A 16130-nucleotide genomic window follows, 5' to 3' on the forward strand; every position below is an offset into this window, starting at 1 on the left:
GGATTAATTAACCGGCTCGGACCCGGCGCCGGGGACCCTGGCGTCGCCGCGCGACCATTCCTGCGGCGCAAGCTCGATCATCTTCGGGGCGGCGGGGCGCCCATTCGGCGGCCGTCCGGGCATGCCGGGTCGCATCCGCCCGGTCACCCAAAGGCGGATCGAGGGGGCGGCCAAGGCCAGCCCCAGCAGATCCGATACAAAACCGGGAAGGATCAGCAGCACCGCCCCCAACCCGGAAAGCGTCCCATCCAGCACGGCTTCGCGGGACAATCCGCCCTGGTCCTGGGCGCGCTTCGTCAGCGCCTGACGTAATCGCACTGCTGCCGAAGTCCCCAATCGCCGCAGCATGGCAAGACCGGCAAGACTTGTGAGAAAGCAGGCGAGGATCGCGCCGGCGAAGCCGATCGAGCGCACGACGAACCCAAAGGCGACGACCTCGGCCGCCAGCCAAAGCGTGGCATAGATAATTAAAAGGACCGGCAAACGCACGGCAGATTGTCGCATGAAGATGCCGTTGAATCGAGGTTGAAGCATTAAGGCCACCATCGAGACTGGACTTCGGCTTTGTCTCCGCCCACATAGCACTATATGATAAGAGCACCGTTAACGCGCGGCAAGTCCCCGCTTAAACCCAGATAACAAGCACTGCGATGCAAGATTCAGTGGATATGACAACAATCATTTTTGCCCTACTCGCCGCTTTCGTCGTGTGGAAGCTTCGCTCTGTCCTCGGGACTCGCAGCGGAACTGAAAAGCCGCCGACAAATCCGTTTCAGCCCCGCGTACGCGGCGCCTTGCAGGCTCAGCCCGGTGAGGCTGACAATCGCGTGATCACGCTTCCGGGTGCCGCTGAGCCCATCGCGGCTCCGGTCGCGGACAAGGTCGACAGATGGAAGCCCTATGCCGAGCCTGGGTCCAAAGCCTGGGACGGCCTTGACGCCATCGCCGCCGCCGATCGCTCGTTCACCATCAAAGCTTTTATCGAGGGCGCGAAATCCGCCTATGAGATGATCGTCACTGCGTTTGCCGCCGGCAATCGCGAGGTGTTGCGCAATCTTCTCAGTCCCGAGGTTTTCGAAAGTTTTGCCGCCGTCATTGCGGAACATGAAAAGCGTGGAGAGAAAGTCACAACGACCTTCGTCTCGATCGACAAGGTCTTGATCGAGGACGCGTCGCTGCGTGGAAATACCGCCGAGATCAAGATGCGTTTTACCTCCCAGATTATCACCGCGACCCGCGATCAGGCCGGCACTGTGATCGACGGAAGCCCGGACAAAGTCGTTCAGGTCAACGACGTTTGGACATTTGCCCGCGACACCGGATCGCGGGATCCAAATTGGAAACTCGCGGCGACCGAAGCCGGAAGCTAAAGTGTGAAAATCGGCCTCGGTCACCGCGTGGCCAAGCGCGCGTGGCGGAGACTATTTGAATGACCGCCTCGACCCCTGCTTCGCCCGGCGCCGCGGTCTCTCAATCCTTCGCCGGGCTCCCGCCTTCCCTGACGCCTCTCGCCCTTGCCGATCTGGACGGATTCGGACAGGACGATCTTGCCGAGGCGTTCCAGGTTTTTGCGGTTTCCGCCCGTGCAATCGCGCAGCGTAAGACGCCCCTGCGACAGGGAATTGCCCTCTCCCCCGCGCTTAAGGCCATCGGCCACGCGGCGTTGACCGAGGAGATCAAAACCTCCCAACAGGCGCGCCGCTTTTTCGAAACCCATTTCCGGCCCTACCGTGTCGCGGGCGACAGCCCCGATGCAAACGCGGGCTTTTTCACTGGCTATTACGAACCTTTTGTCGAAGGGTCGCTGAACCCTTCCCCCGTTTTCACCGCGCCGATTCTGGGCCGCCCGGAAAACCTGCCGGTGCCTGCGCCCGAGCGCGCCGCAATCGAGGCCGGAGCGCTTGCACCCCATGCCAAGCCGATCGTCTGGCTGCGCGACCCTGTCGAGGTCTTTCTCATCCAAGTGCAGGGGTCGGCGCGGGTCCGGCTTGAGGATGGCCGAGTGCTCCGCCTCGTCTATGCCGGGCGCAATGGCCATCCCTACATATCGATCGGACGCATTCTCATCGAAACAGGCGAAATCGCCGCAAGCGACATGTCGCTTGCGAATCTTAAGCAGTGGATTCGCGCGCATGGCCAAACCCCGAAGGAGCTGGGCGGCGCTTTGATGCAGCGCAACAAATCCTATGTCTTCTTTGCATTGGGCGCGGATCTCGATCCGGCCGCCGGACCGATCGGCGGCGAGGGCTTGCCCTTGACGCCTTTGCGGTCGATCGCCGTCGACCGCGCAATCTGGTCCTATGGGATGCCGGTCTGGATCGCGGCCGAGCTTCCCTGGCAAAGCTCTTGCCCCTCGCCGTTTCGACGCCTGATGATCGCGCAAGACACAGGCTCGGCGATCGTCGGCCCTGGGCGGGCGGATATTTTCTTCGGCGCGGGGGATGACGCCGGTGCCCGGGCAGGCGATATTCGGCACAGAGGTGATTTCATTGTTTTATTGCCCAGCCAAGAGGAATTCGGCCGGTGAACGAAAACGTTCCGTCTTCCGGCAAGACCCGGCTCCGGCGGCTGAGCGCGGAAGAAATCGAGCTTTGGCTTGACGTCACGCGAGGGGTTGCCCGGCGTCCCGGCCATCATGTGCCCCCGATTGCCCCGCCAAAACCCGAGGCAGCACAGACTGCCGGCAAGCCCAAACCGAAGTCGGAAGCTATCGTGCGCCCCTTGCCGCCTCCGGCTCAGGCGGAGCGCAAAACTCCGCCTCCCTTGGCGCCGATCGAACGGCGGCTGCGCCAAAAACTCGCGCGCGGCCGGGCCGCCCCAGAGGCCGCGATCGATCTCCATGGCATGCGGCGCCAGGAAGCATTTGTGGCCCTGCACCAGTTTCTGACCCGCGCCCAACGCGAGGGCGCCCGGCTCGTCCTGGTGGTGACGGGCAAGGGCGAGCGCGGAATGTCCGACGAGCCCGGAGTGCTGCGCAAGAGCGTGCCAACATGGCTGCGCGGCGCGCAATATCATTCGATCATTGTGGGATTTGAGGAAGCTTCGCGCCCGCATGGCGGCGCCGGGGCCCTTTATGTGCGGCTCAAAAGGCGCGATCGAATTCTGCGCGGGCATGATCCGCAATGAGCGCGGCGCAGATCGATTGGAGCGGGGTCGGGGCGCCGTCGATTGCCGATCTGGAGACGATGGCGCAAGCGGCCTTTGCGGCGTTGCCGGAAGAATTCCGCCGCCTCTGCGAGGGCGTCGTGATCCGGGTCGAGGATTTTCCGGACGAACAAACCCTCAATGACATGAATTGCGAGAGCGAATTCGAGATTTTGGGCCTGTTTCGCGGCCGCGGCCGCGCGCAATCGGAAGCAACACCGATGACCGGGCAATTTCCCAACATGATCTGGCTCTACCGGCGCCCCATCCTCGAATATTGGGCCGACCATGAGGACACGCTCGGCGCCATCGTCACCCATGTGTTGGTGCATGAGATCGGCCATCATTTTGGCCTCTCGGACGAAGACATGCACGAAATCGAGCGGGCGGAGTGAGCTGGCCGCCGTCCAGCTTAGTAGGTCTTATACGGCAGGAACTTGCCCGACATGAGGACCTTGACCCGATCCCCTTTGGACCGAACTCCTCATGGATCAATTCCTTGATTGTGCTCCGGTAGACGGCAACGATTGTACCAACGGTAAATCAGCGGATCGGTCGGGATGGCGGTCGGCAGCGATCCTTGGTAAGGGACGATTTGAAGCCAGATGACCGCCTCGTCGGAAAGGCCAAAAAGGGCGCCCCCGCGGCCGATCGTCGAACAGTTTGACTCAAAACCGCAACCCGGCGAAAAGCTTTCCCTCCCCCGGCTGCCAAAAAGATTTGGACCCGCAAAAAAAATGGAAAAATTCATCTCGCTGACTGGTGTCGCCGCGCCGCTCGACATCACCAATGTCGACACCGACATGATCATCCCGAAGCAATATCTGAAGACGATCAAGCGCACCGGCCTCGGCAGCGGGCTCTTTGCCGAAATGCGCTACAAGGAAGACGGCACCGAAAATCCCGACTTCGTCCTGAACAAGCCGGCCTATCGCGCCGCCAAGATCCTGGTCGCCGAAGATAATTTCGGCTGCGGCTCCTCGCGCGAGCATGCGCCCTGGGCCCTCCTCGATTTTGGCATTCGCTGCGTTATCTCGACGAGCTTCGCGGATATTTTTTATAATAATTGCTTCAAGAACGGCATTTTGCCGATCGTCGTTTCGCCGGAAAATCTCGCCAAGCTCATGGATGATGCCAAGCGTGGCGCCAATGCCACTTTGTCGGTCGACCTCGAGACCCAGGAAATCCGGGGACCCGACGGCGGGGTGGTCAAATTCGAGGTGGACCCGTTCCGGAAGCATTGTCTGATGAACGGGCTCGACGACATCGGCCTGACTTTGGAAAAATCCACCCTCATCGAAGCATTTGAGAAAAGATCTGCGGCCGAATGCAGCTGGCTTTGATCACCTTTTCGCCGGATTTTGCTTGAAAAAAGCATAGCGCGAGGTCATGTCCGATGCTAAATAACCGGCAGGACAGCTTCGAAAACTGTTCAGGGTAAGGAAACGAAAGCGCCTGGCTAACCGCAACGCTTGGATCAAAGGCAGAGGCTCACATGACTTGGACGACCCCCGTAATCACCGAAATCTGCATCGGCATGGAAGTTACCAGCTATCTTTCCGCCGAAATCTGACGGCGGAAGCTCAGCGCTTCCCCCATTTTTGAGCGCGCTTTGCGCATTCTTGTCTTAGGTTCGGCAGCCGGGGGAGGCTTTCCGCAATGGAATTGCCTTTGTCCGGTCTGCCAACTTGCTTGGAATGGCGATAAGCGCGTCAAAGCGCGAAGCCAATCGAGCCTTGCGGTCAGCGCGGATGGCGAGCGCTGGCTCCTTCTGAACGCTTCGCCAGACCTGCGCCAACAAATTATTGCGTCGCCGAGCCTTCATCCGCGTGGGGGCGCCCGGCAATCGCCTATTCGCGCGGTTTTTGTCACCAATGCCGATGTGGATCATCTAGCCGGCCTTTTGACGTTGCGTGAGCAGCAGAGCTTTACGCTGTTTGGAAGCCGGGCGACCTTGGCGGAAGCCGATCATGGAATTTTCGGCGTTTTGAACAAGGAACTCGTCGACACCCGCAGGGTCACGCTGGAGCGTCCGGTCGATACCGGCCTCGGGCTGACCGTCACCGCTTTCGCGGTCCCGGGAAAGGTTGCTCTTTATCTCGAAGGCGACAGCCTCGATATCGGCGCTGAAACCGAGACGACCGTCGGACTTAAGATCAGCGACGGCAAGAAAAGTTTCTTTTATGTGCCGGGCTGCGCCAAGATCAATGAAGGCATTTTGAAAAGGCTTGCCGGGGCTGAGCTCTTGTTCTTCGACGGCACCACTTTTACGGATGACGAGATGGTGGCCCTGGGTCTGTCTCAGAAAACCGCCTGGCGCATGGGCCATGTGGCGATGAGTGGAGAAGAAGGCTCGCTTAAAATGCTCGCGTCTAGCGGCATCGGGCGCAAGATTTATGTCCACATCAATAATACGAACCCGGTTCTGATCGAAGATTCGGCGCCACGCTCAACGGTGGAAAGGGCTGGTTGGGATGTCGCCTATGATGGCATGGAGGTTTGCCTGTGAGCATTGTCGCGCCGCTTCTCACCAAAGATGAACTCGAAGCCCGTCTGCGCCAGATCGGCGCCGAGCGCTATCATAGTTTGCATCGCTTTCATCGCCGCCTGCACAGCGGCCAATGCACCTATGAGGAAGTGCAGGCCTGGGCACTCAATCGATATTATTATCAGGCGATGATCCCGATCAAGGACGCAACGATCCTGACCCGGATGCCGAATGTCGAGGACCGGCGGGAATGGCGCAAACGCATCGAGGATCATGACGGCCGGCAGGAAGACGACGGCGGGATCGAGCGCTGGCTGAAGCTGACCGACAGCCTGGGATTTTCCCGCGACTTTGTGATTTCGACGGAGGGCATTTTGCCCGCGACGCGGTTTGCGGTCGAAGCCTATACCGAGTTCTGCCGAACCAAGACTCTTCTCGAGGCCGTCGCATCATCGCTGACGGAGTTGTTTTCGCCGACCATTATCTCCGAGCGGATGGCGGGCATGCTCGCCCATTATGATTTCGTCACCAAGGATACCTTGGCCTATTTCTCGAAGCGCCCGACGCAAGCCAAGCGCGACAGCGACTTTGCTCTCGACTTCGTCAAGACACATGCGGCGACTCGGGCCGAGCAGGACACGGTCCTCGCCGCCCTTGAATTCAAATGCTCGGTCCTGTGGGCGCAACTCGATGCGCTCTGGAGCGCTTATGTGGATGGCGCGATCCCGCCGGGAAGCTGGAAGCCCGTTCCCAAAGCGGCCCGTGGTCGGGCGGCATGACGGCCCAGGCGCCGATCGGTTCCGATTCAAAACCGCGTTTACCGCGCGGCGTCAGGTTGAAGTATGATGAAACGCGGGGCGAATGGCTGCTGCTGGCGCCCGAGCGTGTGATCAAGCTAGATTCCATCGCGGTGGAGATTCTCAAGCGCTGCGATGGAAATGCCGGTTTTGATGCAATCGTAGACGATCTGGTCGCGCAGTTTTCTGCCGAACGCGGGCGGGTCGAAACCGATGTGCGGGCCCTGCTGGGCGAACTCGCGGCCAAGAGAATGGTGGACCTATGACCGCCGTATCCGACAAACTTGCTCCTCCCGCCGGGCTTCTCGCCGAGTTGACGCATCGCTGTCCGCTGGGCTGTCCTTATTGCTCCAATCCGCTTGCCCTTGAGCCGCGCGCGGACGAGCTGGACACCGCACAATGGAAGCAGGTCTTTTCGCAAGCTGCGGCCTTGGGCGTTCTCCATGCCCATCTTTCCGGCGGCGAACCCGCTGCACGGCGCGATCTGGTCGAGATCGTCGCCCATTGCGCAAAGGTCGGCCTCTACACCAATCTGATCACCTCGGGAATCGGCCTTACGCAAGAGCGCATCGACGAACTCGCGGCGGCGGGCCTCGACCATGTACAGCTTTCGATCCAGGATTCCGAACCTCAATCCGCCGACAGAATCGCCGGCTACCAGGGTGGCTTCGCGCGCAAGCAAGCCGTTGCCGGCTGGGTCACGCGGATCGGCCTGCCCCTGACCGTGAACGCCGTCATTCACCGCGCCAATGTCGCGCGCGCCGGCAAAATGGTCGAGCTTGCCGTTGAGCTCGGCGCGCGGCGGGTCGAAATCGCCCATACGCAATATTACGGCTGGGGAATGCTCAATCGTGCCGCTCTGATGCCTTCGCGGGCCCAGGCCGAAGCCGCGATTGCCGAGGTCGAGGCCCTGCGCAAAACCTATGCGGGCGTCATCGTGATCGACCACGTCGTCCCGGATTATCACGCCCGCGTCCCCAAGGCCTGCATGGGGGGCTGGGCCAAAAAGGGGCTGAACATCACGCCGTCGGGCAAGGCCCTCCCCTGCCATGCGGCGGAAACCATTCCAAATCTGGTTTTCTGGAACGTCCGCGACCATTCGATCGAAGATATCTGGACCCATTCGCCGGCATTCACGGCCTTCCGGGGCACCGAGTGGATGCGCGAGCCGTGCCGCTCGTGCGACCGCAAGACAGTCGATTATGGCGGTTGCCGCTGTCAGGCGCTGGCGCTCACTGGCGACGCCCGGGAAGCCGACCCTGTCTGTTATCTCTCACCGCATCATGATAAGGTGGCTGAAATTGCAGCGCTTGCGGCTGAAAACGAAGACTTGAGCAGCGAGCCGACCTATAATTACCGCGGGATGAGACTGCACGAACCGGCGGAATAGTTCATTTGTTCGTGTAATTGAGCCGAAGGCGGCTGAACTCCGGTGGAAAAGCCGGTCGCATATTGGAAAACGAGGCTTTCCCGCTTATATCCTGAGAGGCGGCGGTGGTCTGCATAGCCGGGCTCAAGCGCTTGGCAGGAGACGAAAAGCGATGGCGGGCGCGCTCAAAGGTCCGATCGACCTCCCCCAGGACCTCGAATCCACCTCTCTCGACGATAAATATGATCTGACCAAGCGGCGGATCTTTGTCTCGGGTCCGCAGGCGATCATCCGGCTCCTCCTTATGCAAAGGGAGCTGGACCGGCGCGCCGGGCTTTCGACCGCAGGCTTCATTTCCGGCTACCGCGGCTCCCCCCTTGGCGGACTCGATATCAATTTCCAGCGCGCCAAGCACGCGCTGGAAGCCAGTAACATTTTGTTTCAGCCAGGCCTCAACGAAGACTTAGCCGCGACCGCCATTTGGGGAACCCAGCAGGCGGAAATGCGCGGCGAAGGTAAGTTCGACGGCATTTTCTCGCTCTGGTACGGCAAGGGCCCTGGGGTCGACCGCAGCGGCGATGTCTTGCGCCACGCCAATCTGGCGGGGACCTCGAAATACGGCGGCGTGCTTGCCCTGATGGGCGACGATCATACCGCCGAATCCTCGACCACCGCGCATCAGTCCGAGTTCACCTTTGTCGATGTGATGATGCCGATCCTCTCCCCCGCTGGGGTGCAGGAGATTGTCGATTACGGTCTTTACGGGCTGGCAATGAGCCGTTTCACCGGCACCTGGGTCGGCCTCAAATGCCTGAAGGATACGGTCGAATCGACCGGCTCGATCGACGTCTCCCTCGATCGGGTGACCCCGGTCGTTCCAACGGGTTTCGGCATGCCGCCCGGCGGCCTCAACATCCGCGCGCGCGATAATGTCCTCGAACAGGAAAAGCGCCTGCAAAATTATAAGCGGGACGCGATCCTGGCCTGGCTGCGCGCCAATCGCTTGAACAAGATCATTACTTCTGGTGGCCCCAACGCCAAGATTGGCGTCATCACCGCTGGTAAATCCTATCTCGATGTGCGTCAGGCGATGGACGATCTCGGCATCGACGAGATCGCCGCCAACAGGCTCGGCCTGCGGCTCATGAAAATCGCCTGCACTTGGCCGATCGAACCGTCCGGACTTCGCGAATTTGCACGCGGTCTCGAACTGATCATCGTCGTCGAGGAAAAGCGCTCTCTGATTGAAGTCCAGCTGCGCGAAGAGCTTTACGGTTCGCCCAACCAACCGATTTGCATCGGCAAGAAGGACGAGCAAGGCGCTTGGCTGTTCCCCGTCACGGGCGCGCTCGATGCCAATGATATCGCGATTGCGATTGGCCGGCGTATCCTGCGCTTTGCGCGCAGCGACGATCTTGTGCAGCGGGTCGAGAAGCTCGAACGGGCGCAGGCGGCCCTCGCCGCCGCCGAGGATTTGGGCATTCGCACCCCCTATTTCTGCTCGGGCTGCCCGCATAACACATCGACGCAAGTGCCCGAGGGAATGCGCGCCTACGCCGGAATCGGTTGCCATTACATGGTGCAATGGATGGACCGTTCCACCGAGGGCTTTACCCAGATGGGCGGCGAAGGCGCCAACTGGGTCGGGGAGGCGCCCTTCTCGAAACGTCTGCATGTCTTTCAAAACCTCGGCGATGGAACCTACGACCATTCCGGCATCCTCGCCTTGCGCTTCGCGGTCGCGGCCGGCGTTAACATTACCTACAAAATCCTCTTCAACGACGCCGTGGCGATGACGGGCGGCCAACCGCTCGAAGGCGGTCTCACGGTGGACATGATCGCGCGGCAGGTCGCCGCTGAGAATGTGACGCGGATCGCGGTCGTCACCGACCAGCCGAAGAAATATTCATCCGCGACGCAGTGGCCGCAGGGGCTCACCATCCACGAACGTCACGACCTCGATCGTGTTCAGCGTGAGCTTGCGGCGGTCCCAGGCGTGAGCGTCTTGATTTACGATCAGACCTGCGCGGCCGAAAAACGCCGCCGCCGGAAAAAGGGCGAACTGGAAGATCCCGACCGCCGGGTGATCATCAACGAACTCGTCTGCGAAGGCTGCGGCGATTGCAGCGTCAAATCCAATTGCGTGTCGGTGCAGCCGCTTGAGACCGAGTTCGGCCGAAAGCGGATGATCGACCAGTCGAGCTGCAACAAGGATTTTTCCTGCCTCGACGGTTTTTGCCCGGCGCTCGTGACGGTTCGCGGCGCCAAGCCAAGAAAGGCGCGTCTGAAGGAAGTCGGCGATTTTCCCGATTTGCCCCGACCCCAGATCCGCGAGATCGGCGCCAAGCCCTATGGGATATTGGTCACCGGCGTCGGCGGCACCGGCGTTGTGACGATCGGCGCCATTCTCGGCATGGCCGCGCATCTCGAGGGCAAAGGCTGCGGCTCGATCGATATGGCCGGGCTGGCGCAGAAGGGCGGCGCCGTCTACAGCCATGTGAAGATCGCGGCAAAGCCTGAAGATGTTCATGCAATCCGGGTCGCGGCCGGCGAAGCCGACCTCGTCCTCGGCTGCGATCTTGTCGTCTCGGGCACCAAGAAGGTGCTCGCCGCCATGCGCAAGGATGAAACCGGGGTTGTCGTGAACACGGCGGAAATTTTCCCCGGAGACTTCACTCACAATCCCGATTTTTCCATTCCCTCGGAGCGCATCAAACGGGCGATCCGCCAGGTCGCGGGGGAAGGCGTCAACTTTATCGATGCTACCGGAGTCGCCGCGGCACTGCTCGGAAATTCGATCGCGGCCAACATGTTCATGCTCGGCTTTGCCTGGCAGAAAGGCCTCGTGCCGCTGGAGGAAGAGTCGATCCTGCATGCGATCGCACTCAATGGCCAATCCGTCGAAATGAACCAAGCGGCATTTTTATGGGGCCGTCGGGAAGCCGCCAATTCCGCCGCCGTGGAAGCCATTGCCGCGCCTCTGCGCCGGAGCACAGCGGTGCAACGGCAATCGCAAACGCTTGATGAGCTGATCGAACGGCGCGTCGGCTTCCTGACCGCCTATCAGAATAAGGCCTATGCCGAACGTTATCTCGCTTTGGTGAAGACGGTGCGGGGTGCCGAGCGTGTTAAAACACCCGGACGGGAGACCCTCACCGAGGCGGTCGCGCGCTATTATTTCAAACTGCTGGCGATCAAGGATGAATATGAAGTCGCGCGGCTTTACAGCGACGGATCGTTTGCAAAACAGATCGCGGCGTCATTCGAAGGCGAGCCGCATTTCGAATTTCATCTCGCGCCCCCCATTCTTGGCCGCAAAAACGCCAAGGGCGAGCCGATCAAATCCACGTTAGGCCCCTGGATCATGCCGGTGTTCCGCGGCCTCGCCGCCTTGAAACCGCTGCGGGCAACGATGTTCGACGTGTTCGGCTATTCGCAGGAACGCCGGACCGAGCGCAAGCTCATCGCCGATTATGAAACGATGATCGAAGAGATTTTGAAAAATCTCGCGCCGGACAATTGCGAGGTCGCCGTTGCGCTGGCGTCCATCCCCGAAAAAATCCGCGGCTTCGGCCATGTCAAGATGCACCATTTGAAGGCGGCCAAGGCCGAGGAGCAGAAGCTTTTGGAGCTCTTTCGTACCGGCCCGGCGCCGATGAAACTCGCAGCGGAATAGGGAAAGCGTTCCCGATTACTCGTTAATGAGGCCCTCGAAAGGTCCCCAGCCAATGCGCTTTGGCGGACCTTCGTCGGGATCAAATTGGGCCGGAGGAGCCTCGCTCTCCTCGGCGGAATAAAAATCAAACGCCTTGACCGAGAATTCCCCGCCGCTCTCGAATAATTCGACCCTGACCGGCATCGTAAATGACACATGTTGCGCTTGACCCACGCGGATGTCGGCGGGGGCACTGAGAAGCAATTCGGCCCGCCCAAGCCAAATGCCGTCGGTTTCGCTTTTTTCGAAAGAGCGTGGATCGAGGTCGGTCGCAAAATAGGACACGCCCGGCACTCTTTGCGAAAGGGCAAGCCATTGCGCGTCATTCTCGACCGCAAAGCCGGTGACAGCCCCAACCAATCGATCCGACATGACAGCCTCCTTGTGGTCTACACTCACGGGTGTCCTCATCTTTGCCGGTAGCGCCACGCCAGCGTCTTAGTCAGGCCATCCACGTCCACATAGATCCTTTGCGTATCATACCCGAAGACATGCAGCAGGCGGCGAAAATCGGCTTTTTCCGAACCCGGCACCGAGAAACTTGCAAGCGCGTGGGATTGCGCCGAGGGAACCCACGGCAATTGCGGATCCGCGTGCAAGGAGAAGCAGCCTTGCTGCGCGGTGATCCGCGCGACGCGGGGCGGTACTTCGACGATCACCGGCGAGCCTGTTGGCGCACCGAAGACCTGCGCGCTTCTCAAGCGCCGCACGAAAGGCACGCGAATGGCAAGGATTTCCGCATCGGCCGAAGTTGCGTCATCCTCCGTCGCAAACCATGCGGCGACGAGCGGATTGGTCGACCAATCGAGCAAGCGCGTCGGAAGCCCATGATGCTGCGCGATCGCAAGCCATTCAAGGTCGGTGAAATCTGCGGCATCGAAGTAGCGCTTCGCCTCAAGAACGAAATCTTCAAAAAGGATTTTTTCGTCAGTGAGGCGATAGGCGGACGCAGAAGCCTCTCGCCCGATTGCCGGAACAAGCGGCCAGCTGGCATCGCCATGCCCCCGAAACAGCCAGGTGCCGTCAGCCTTCGTCGAGGCAAAGTCGAGGAAGTCTTGCCAGGATTGCGAGACCATGGGAGAAGTCGGCCAGAATGCGAACGGCATTGTTTGGTCCCTTCCTCACCGCACGATCACATTCTTGAACTGCCAGGGATCTTCGGTGTCGATATCCTCGGGAAACAGAACAGCGCGGCCTTCGAGCGGAGTCCAATCCGTGTAGACGCCCGTCACGGGACCAAGATAGGGAAGCTGCACTTCGAGGCAGCGGCGAAAATCGAGCTCATCCGCTTCAACAATCCCCGCCTCCGGATTCTCCAAGGCCCAAACCATCCCCGCGAGCACGGCTGAGGTCACCTGAAGTCCGGTTGCGTTCTGATAGGGTGCGATCCGCCGCGTTTCCTCGACGGAAAGCTGCGAACCGTACCAATAGGCATTTTTGGCATGGCCATAGAGCAATACGCCGAGTTCGTCGATCCCATCGACAATCTCGTTCTCATCCAAGATATGCGACTCTTTCTGCACCTGCCATTGGGCTCCGGCCATCTCATCGAGCGAGAGTACGGCATCATCGGCCGGACGGTAGGCATAGTGGCAGGTCGGCCGATAGACGACCTTTTCTCCCTCGCGCAGGGTCAGGAAATCGGCGATCGAAATCGCCTCATTATGGGTGATGAGCCAGCCGTGCTGCGCCTTGGCCGTCGGCGTCCATGAACGCACCCGCGTGCCGGCGCCCGGACGCATCAAATAGATCGCGCAATCGGGTCCGAAGGCATGGCGCTTGCCTTCGGGCGGCATATGTTTTTCATGGGTGCCCCAGCCGAGCTCGGCCGGCTGCAAGCCTTCCGAAATAAAGCCCTCGACGGACCAGGTGTTGACGAAGACGCCGCGCGGCTTCGGCGTCGTCGCCCGCTGGGTGTCGCGTTCGGCGATGTGAATGCCCTTGATGCCAACTTTCTGCGCAAGACGCGCCCAGTCCTCGCGGGTCGAAGGATCGCCGACGTCGATGCCGCAGTCGGCCGCGACATTGAGCAAGGCTTGTTTGACGAACCAGGAGACCATCCCCGGATTGGCGCCGCAACAGGAGATCGCGGTCGGTCCTTTGCCCAAAGCCCGCCGCAGATCGAGAATGCCCTCGCGCAAGGCATAGTTCGATCTCTCCGACACGGTCAGACGCGTGTCGGTGTAAAATCCAAGCCAGGGCTCGGCGACCGTGTCGACATAAAGCGCGCCAACCTCATGACAGAGCCGCATAATCGCGGCAGACGAAACATCGACCGACAGATTGACGACAAAGGCTTGCCCGCTTCCTTGAGTGAGAAGCGGCTTGAGGAGCGCGACGAAATCATCCCGCGTGACCGCCTTTTTGATGAACGCAATCCCGCGCTCGTCCAACAGATGGCGATCCTTATCTTCGGGGTCGATGACCGTGAACCGCGATTTGTCGAATTTGAAGTGACGTTCAATCAGCGGCAGCACGCCACGCCCGATCGAGCCAAAGCCGATCATGACAATCGGACCTGTAATCGTGCCATGCACGGGCCATTGCGACATTAATATTACTCCGGGATTGTCGAGGAAATGAGAGCTGTGCCCCAGCGGTACAAGAAGCATTCGCAGGCTTCAAGCCGGGGGCACATCAATAGTCACGAACGCAGGGCAGGCTGCTGCCTGGAACGGCATCTAAAGCATTGTCGGGTGACAATAGATTACGCGGCCCGGCGATAGAGGCGCCCTCCGCGATGCGCCGAAAGATCGAGCGCGCCGGAGGCGGTGACGCGCCCTTTCGCCTCGGTCAAAGCGCCATTTCGCAGTTCGAGGCCGAGAAACCGCGCTTTATCGACTGGACCTGGGAGAATGAGGCCCCGCGTATGTCGGCCGGCAAACCCAAAGGGTTCGTAATAAGGCGCATCGCCCACCAAGAGTACGGCACTATGGCCAGCCGAAAACGCCCGGAACAAAGCCTCCGCCATGAGCTTGCGGCCGATCCCGCGTGAACGTTCGGCCTTGGCAACGGCAAGCGGACCGAGCAGAAGCGCCGGAACCTTGCCAGCGTGAATGTTCCACATGCGCAAAGTCCCGACGAGTTCGCCGGAATCCTTCGCAACAAGCGCCAGCCCCGGCGCCGGCAAGCGCCCGCGCCGCAGCCGTTCCACCGTCTTGTCGAAACGCGCGGCGCCAAAAGCTTCGTCGAGCAAATTTTCCCGGGCCTCGATATCGGCTGACGATTCGCCGACAATGAGAAGATCCGGTTCGGTAACGCCTCCGACAAAAGCCGGCCGCTGCACTTCAAAATGATTCACGATCAAGGTCATCCGAGCCTCCGCCGGCCGTTGCCGGGATGCACGACGACCCTCGCACCACGCCAGGGCTCGACAATCGAGCCCTGGCCGGCCGTTCGGGACAATGAAAGGGTGGTCGCGGAGGAACTTTGTTCCGCCGCGCGAGGATCAGGCGAGGCCGCTCAAATCACATAGGATTTAAGGGGCGGAAAGCCGTTGAATCCGATCGAGGAATAGGTCGTCGTATAGGCGCCCGTTCCTTCGATAAGCACTTTCGAACCGATTTCGAGGCCCACGGGAAGAAAATAAGGGTCCTTCTCGTAGAGCACGTCGACGGAATCGCAGGTGGGCCCCGCCACGACGCAAGCCTCCGTCGCCTCGCCGTCGAAGGCGGTCCGGATCGGATAGCGGATCATCTCGTCCATCGTCTCGGCGAGGCCGTTGAATTTACCGATGTCGAGATAGACCCACTTCACCTTGTCGTCATCCGACTTGCGCGAGATCAGAATGACTTCCGCCTCGATGACTCCGGCATTGCCGACCATGCCACGGCCCGGCTCGATAATCGTTTCCGGGATATGGTTGCCGAAATGGCGTCGCAACGATTGGAAGATCGCTTGCGCGTAGGTCTTCACAGCCGGCACATTCTTCAGATATTTGGTCGGAAACCCGCCGCCGAGATTGACCATCTGCAAGGCGATGCCGCGTTCCGCCAAATCGCGGAAGATCGCCGCGGCGGCCTTCAAGGCGCCATCCCACATGCGCGGATTGCGTTGCTGCGAGCCGACGTGAAACGACAGGCCAAAGGCGACCAGCCCAAGCCGATGTGCATGTTCGAGAACTTTCGGCGCCATTTCCGCCGCGCAGCCAAACTTGCGCGACAGCGGCCATTCGGCACCGCTGCCGTCGCAGAGAATGCGGCAAAACACTTTGGCTCCCGGCGCGGCACGCGCGACCTTTTCGACTTCGGCCTCGCAATCCACCGCGAACAGGCGCACGCCAAGCTCATAGGCGCGCAAAATATCGCGCTCCTTCTTGATCGTATTGCCGAAGCTGATCCGTTCCGCGGTTGCGCCGGCGGCCAGGACCTGCTCGATCTCGACAACCGAAGCGGTATCGAAACAGGAGCCGAGGCGCGCCAAGAGCTCAAGGACGCGCGGATCTGGATTGGCCTTCACCGCGTAGAACACGCGGGTGTCGGGCAAAGCCTTGGCGAAGGAAAGATAATTGTCGCGCACGACATCGAGGTCGAGCACCATGCACGGCCCGTCCTCGCGGCGATTGCGGAGAAACTCCAGAATACGATCGGTCATCGCGGCATCCCTTCGAAGGGTGCG

The 16130-nt window shown here is 60.5% G+C and carries 17 protein-coding genes and 1 pseudogene; 11 read left to right on the forward strand and 7 right to left on the reverse strand.

What is annotated here, in order from left to right:
• Positions 1–3: 3 nt before the first annotated feature.
• Entirely contained in the window at positions 4–546 is a 543-nt protein-coding gene (locus CU048_07930) for an exclusion protein FxsA (GenBank protein QBR71225.1), read from the reverse strand.
• Positions 547–650: 104 nt separating this feature from the next.
• Here CU048_07930 and CU048_07935 point away from each other — a divergent pair, with 104 nt between their 5' ends.
• The 4 genes from CU048_07935 to CU048_07950 are packed head-to-tail and all read left to right on the forward strand — an operon-like array spanning position 651 to position 3539.
• On the forward strand, positions 651–1370 hold the full coding sequence (locus tag CU048_07935) for a calcium-binding protein (GenBank protein ID QBR71226.1): 720 nt from the start codon (positions 651–653) through the stop codon (positions 1368–1370).
• 59 nt (positions 1371–1429) lie between these two features.
• Entirely contained in the window at positions 1430–2527 is a 1098-nt protein-coding gene (locus tag CU048_07940; protein QBR71227.1) for a murein transglycosylase, read from the forward strand.
• Between the two features lie 41 nt (positions 2528–2568).
• Positions 2569–3126: a DNA mismatch repair protein MutS gene (locus CU048_07945; GenBank protein ID QBR72757.1), complete on the forward strand. Its 558-nt coding sequence runs from the start codon at positions 2569–2571 to the stop codon at positions 3124–3126.
• Entirely contained in the window at positions 3123–3539 is a 417-nt protein-coding gene (locus CU048_07950; protein QBR71228.1) for a Zn-dependent protease, read from the forward strand. Before CU048_07945 ends, CU048_07950 begins: the two co-directional genes overlap by 4 nt.
• A gap of 17 nt (positions 3540–3556) precedes the next feature.
• On the opposite strand, the pseudogene CU048_07955 reads toward CU048_07950, so the two are convergent.
• Positions 3557–3784, reverse strand: a pseudogene (locus CU048_07955) (cyanate hydratase).
• A 97-nt stretch (positions 3785–3881) separates the two neighbouring features.
• Here CU048_07955 and leuD point away from each other — a divergent pair.
• The 7 genes from leuD to CU048_07990 all read left to right on the forward strand — a co-directional run bounded on the left by leuD (position 3882) and on the right by CU048_07990 (position 11474).
• Positions 3882–4487, forward strand: a complete 606-nt coding sequence (gene leuD / locus CU048_07960; protein QBR72758.1) for a 3-isopropylmalate dehydratase small subunit — start codon at positions 3882–3884, stop codon at positions 4485–4487.
• A 152-nt stretch (positions 4488–4639) separates the two neighbouring features.
• Positions 4640–4717 carry a pyrroloquinoline quinone precursor peptide PqqA gene (gene pqqA, locus CU048_07965; GenBank protein QBR72759.1) on the forward strand — a complete coding sequence of 26 codons (78 nt, stop codon included), beginning with the start codon at positions 4640–4642 and terminating at the stop codon, positions 4715–4717.
• A gap of 39 nt (positions 4718–4756) precedes the next feature.
• Positions 4757–5653 (forward strand): pyrroloquinoline quinone biosynthesis protein PqqB, encoded by an 897-nt coding sequence (locus CU048_07970; protein ID QBR71229.1) that lies wholly within the window; start codon positions 4757–4759, stop codon positions 5651–5653.
• Between the two features lie 2 nt (positions 5654–5655).
• Positions 5656–6411 (forward strand): pyrroloquinoline quinone biosynthesis protein C, encoded by a 756-nt coding sequence (locus CU048_07975; GenBank protein QBR72760.1) that lies wholly within the window; start codon positions 5656–5658, stop codon positions 6409–6411.
• A complete protein-coding gene (pqqD, locus tag CU048_07980) occupies positions 6408–6695 on the forward strand; it encodes a pyrroloquinoline quinone biosynthesis peptide chaperone PqqD (GenBank protein ID QBR71230.1) in 288 nt (95 codons plus the stop codon). Before CU048_07975 ends, pqqD begins: the two co-directional genes overlap by 4 nt.
• The gene (locus CU048_07985) at positions 6692–7819 is read left to right on the forward strand and encodes a pyrroloquinoline quinone biosynthesis protein PqqE (GenBank protein ID QBR71231.1); all 1128 of its coding nucleotides are present in this window, start codon (positions 6692–6694) and stop codon (positions 7817–7819) included. The genes pqqD and CU048_07985 overlap by 4 nt, the downstream gene beginning before the upstream one ends.
• Before the next feature lie 151 nt (positions 7820–7970).
• Positions 7971–11474 (forward strand): indolepyruvate ferredoxin oxidoreductase, encoded by a 3504-nt coding sequence (locus CU048_07990; protein QBR71232.1) that lies wholly within the window; start codon positions 7971–7973, stop codon positions 11472–11474.
• Positions 11475–11489: 15 nt separating this feature from the next.
• Here the strand turns inward: CU048_07990 and CU048_07995 are convergent, their stop codons facing one another.
• The 5 genes from CU048_07995 to CU048_08015 all read right to left on the reverse strand — a co-directional run bounded on the left by CU048_07995 (position 11490) and on the right by CU048_08015 (position 16106).
• Positions 11490–11885, reverse strand: a complete 396-nt coding sequence (locus CU048_07995; protein ID QBR71233.1) for a hypothetical protein — start codon at positions 11883–11885, stop codon at positions 11490–11492.
• 35 nt (positions 11886–11920) lie between these two features.
• A complete protein-coding gene (locus CU048_08000; GenBank protein ID QBR71234.1) occupies positions 11921–12619 on the reverse strand; it encodes a hypothetical protein in 699 nt (232 codons plus the stop codon).
• Between the two features lie 15 nt (positions 12620–12634).
• A complete protein-coding gene (locus tag CU048_08005) occupies positions 12635–14065 on the reverse strand; it encodes a homospermidine synthase (GenBank protein ID QBR71235.1) in 1431 nt (476 codons plus the stop codon).
• A gap of 155 nt (positions 14066–14220) precedes the next feature.
• Positions 14221–14826 carry a GNAT family N-acetyltransferase gene (locus tag CU048_08010; GenBank protein ID QBR71236.1) on the reverse strand — a complete coding sequence of 202 codons (606 nt, stop codon included), beginning with the start codon at positions 14824–14826 and terminating at the stop codon, positions 14221–14223.
• Positions 14827–14975: 149 nt separating this feature from the next.
• Positions 14976–16106 carry an ornithine decarboxylase gene (locus CU048_08015; protein QBR72761.1) on the reverse strand — a complete coding sequence of 377 codons (1131 nt, stop codon included), beginning with the start codon at positions 16104–16106 and terminating at the stop codon, positions 14976–14978.
• Positions 16107–16130 lie beyond the last annotated feature (24 nt).

It is taken from the genome of Beijerinckiaceae bacterium, from assembly GCA_004564215.1.
Taxonomy (GTDB): domain Bacteria; phylum Pseudomonadota; class Alphaproteobacteria; order Rhizobiales; family Beijerinckiaceae; genus Methylocapsa.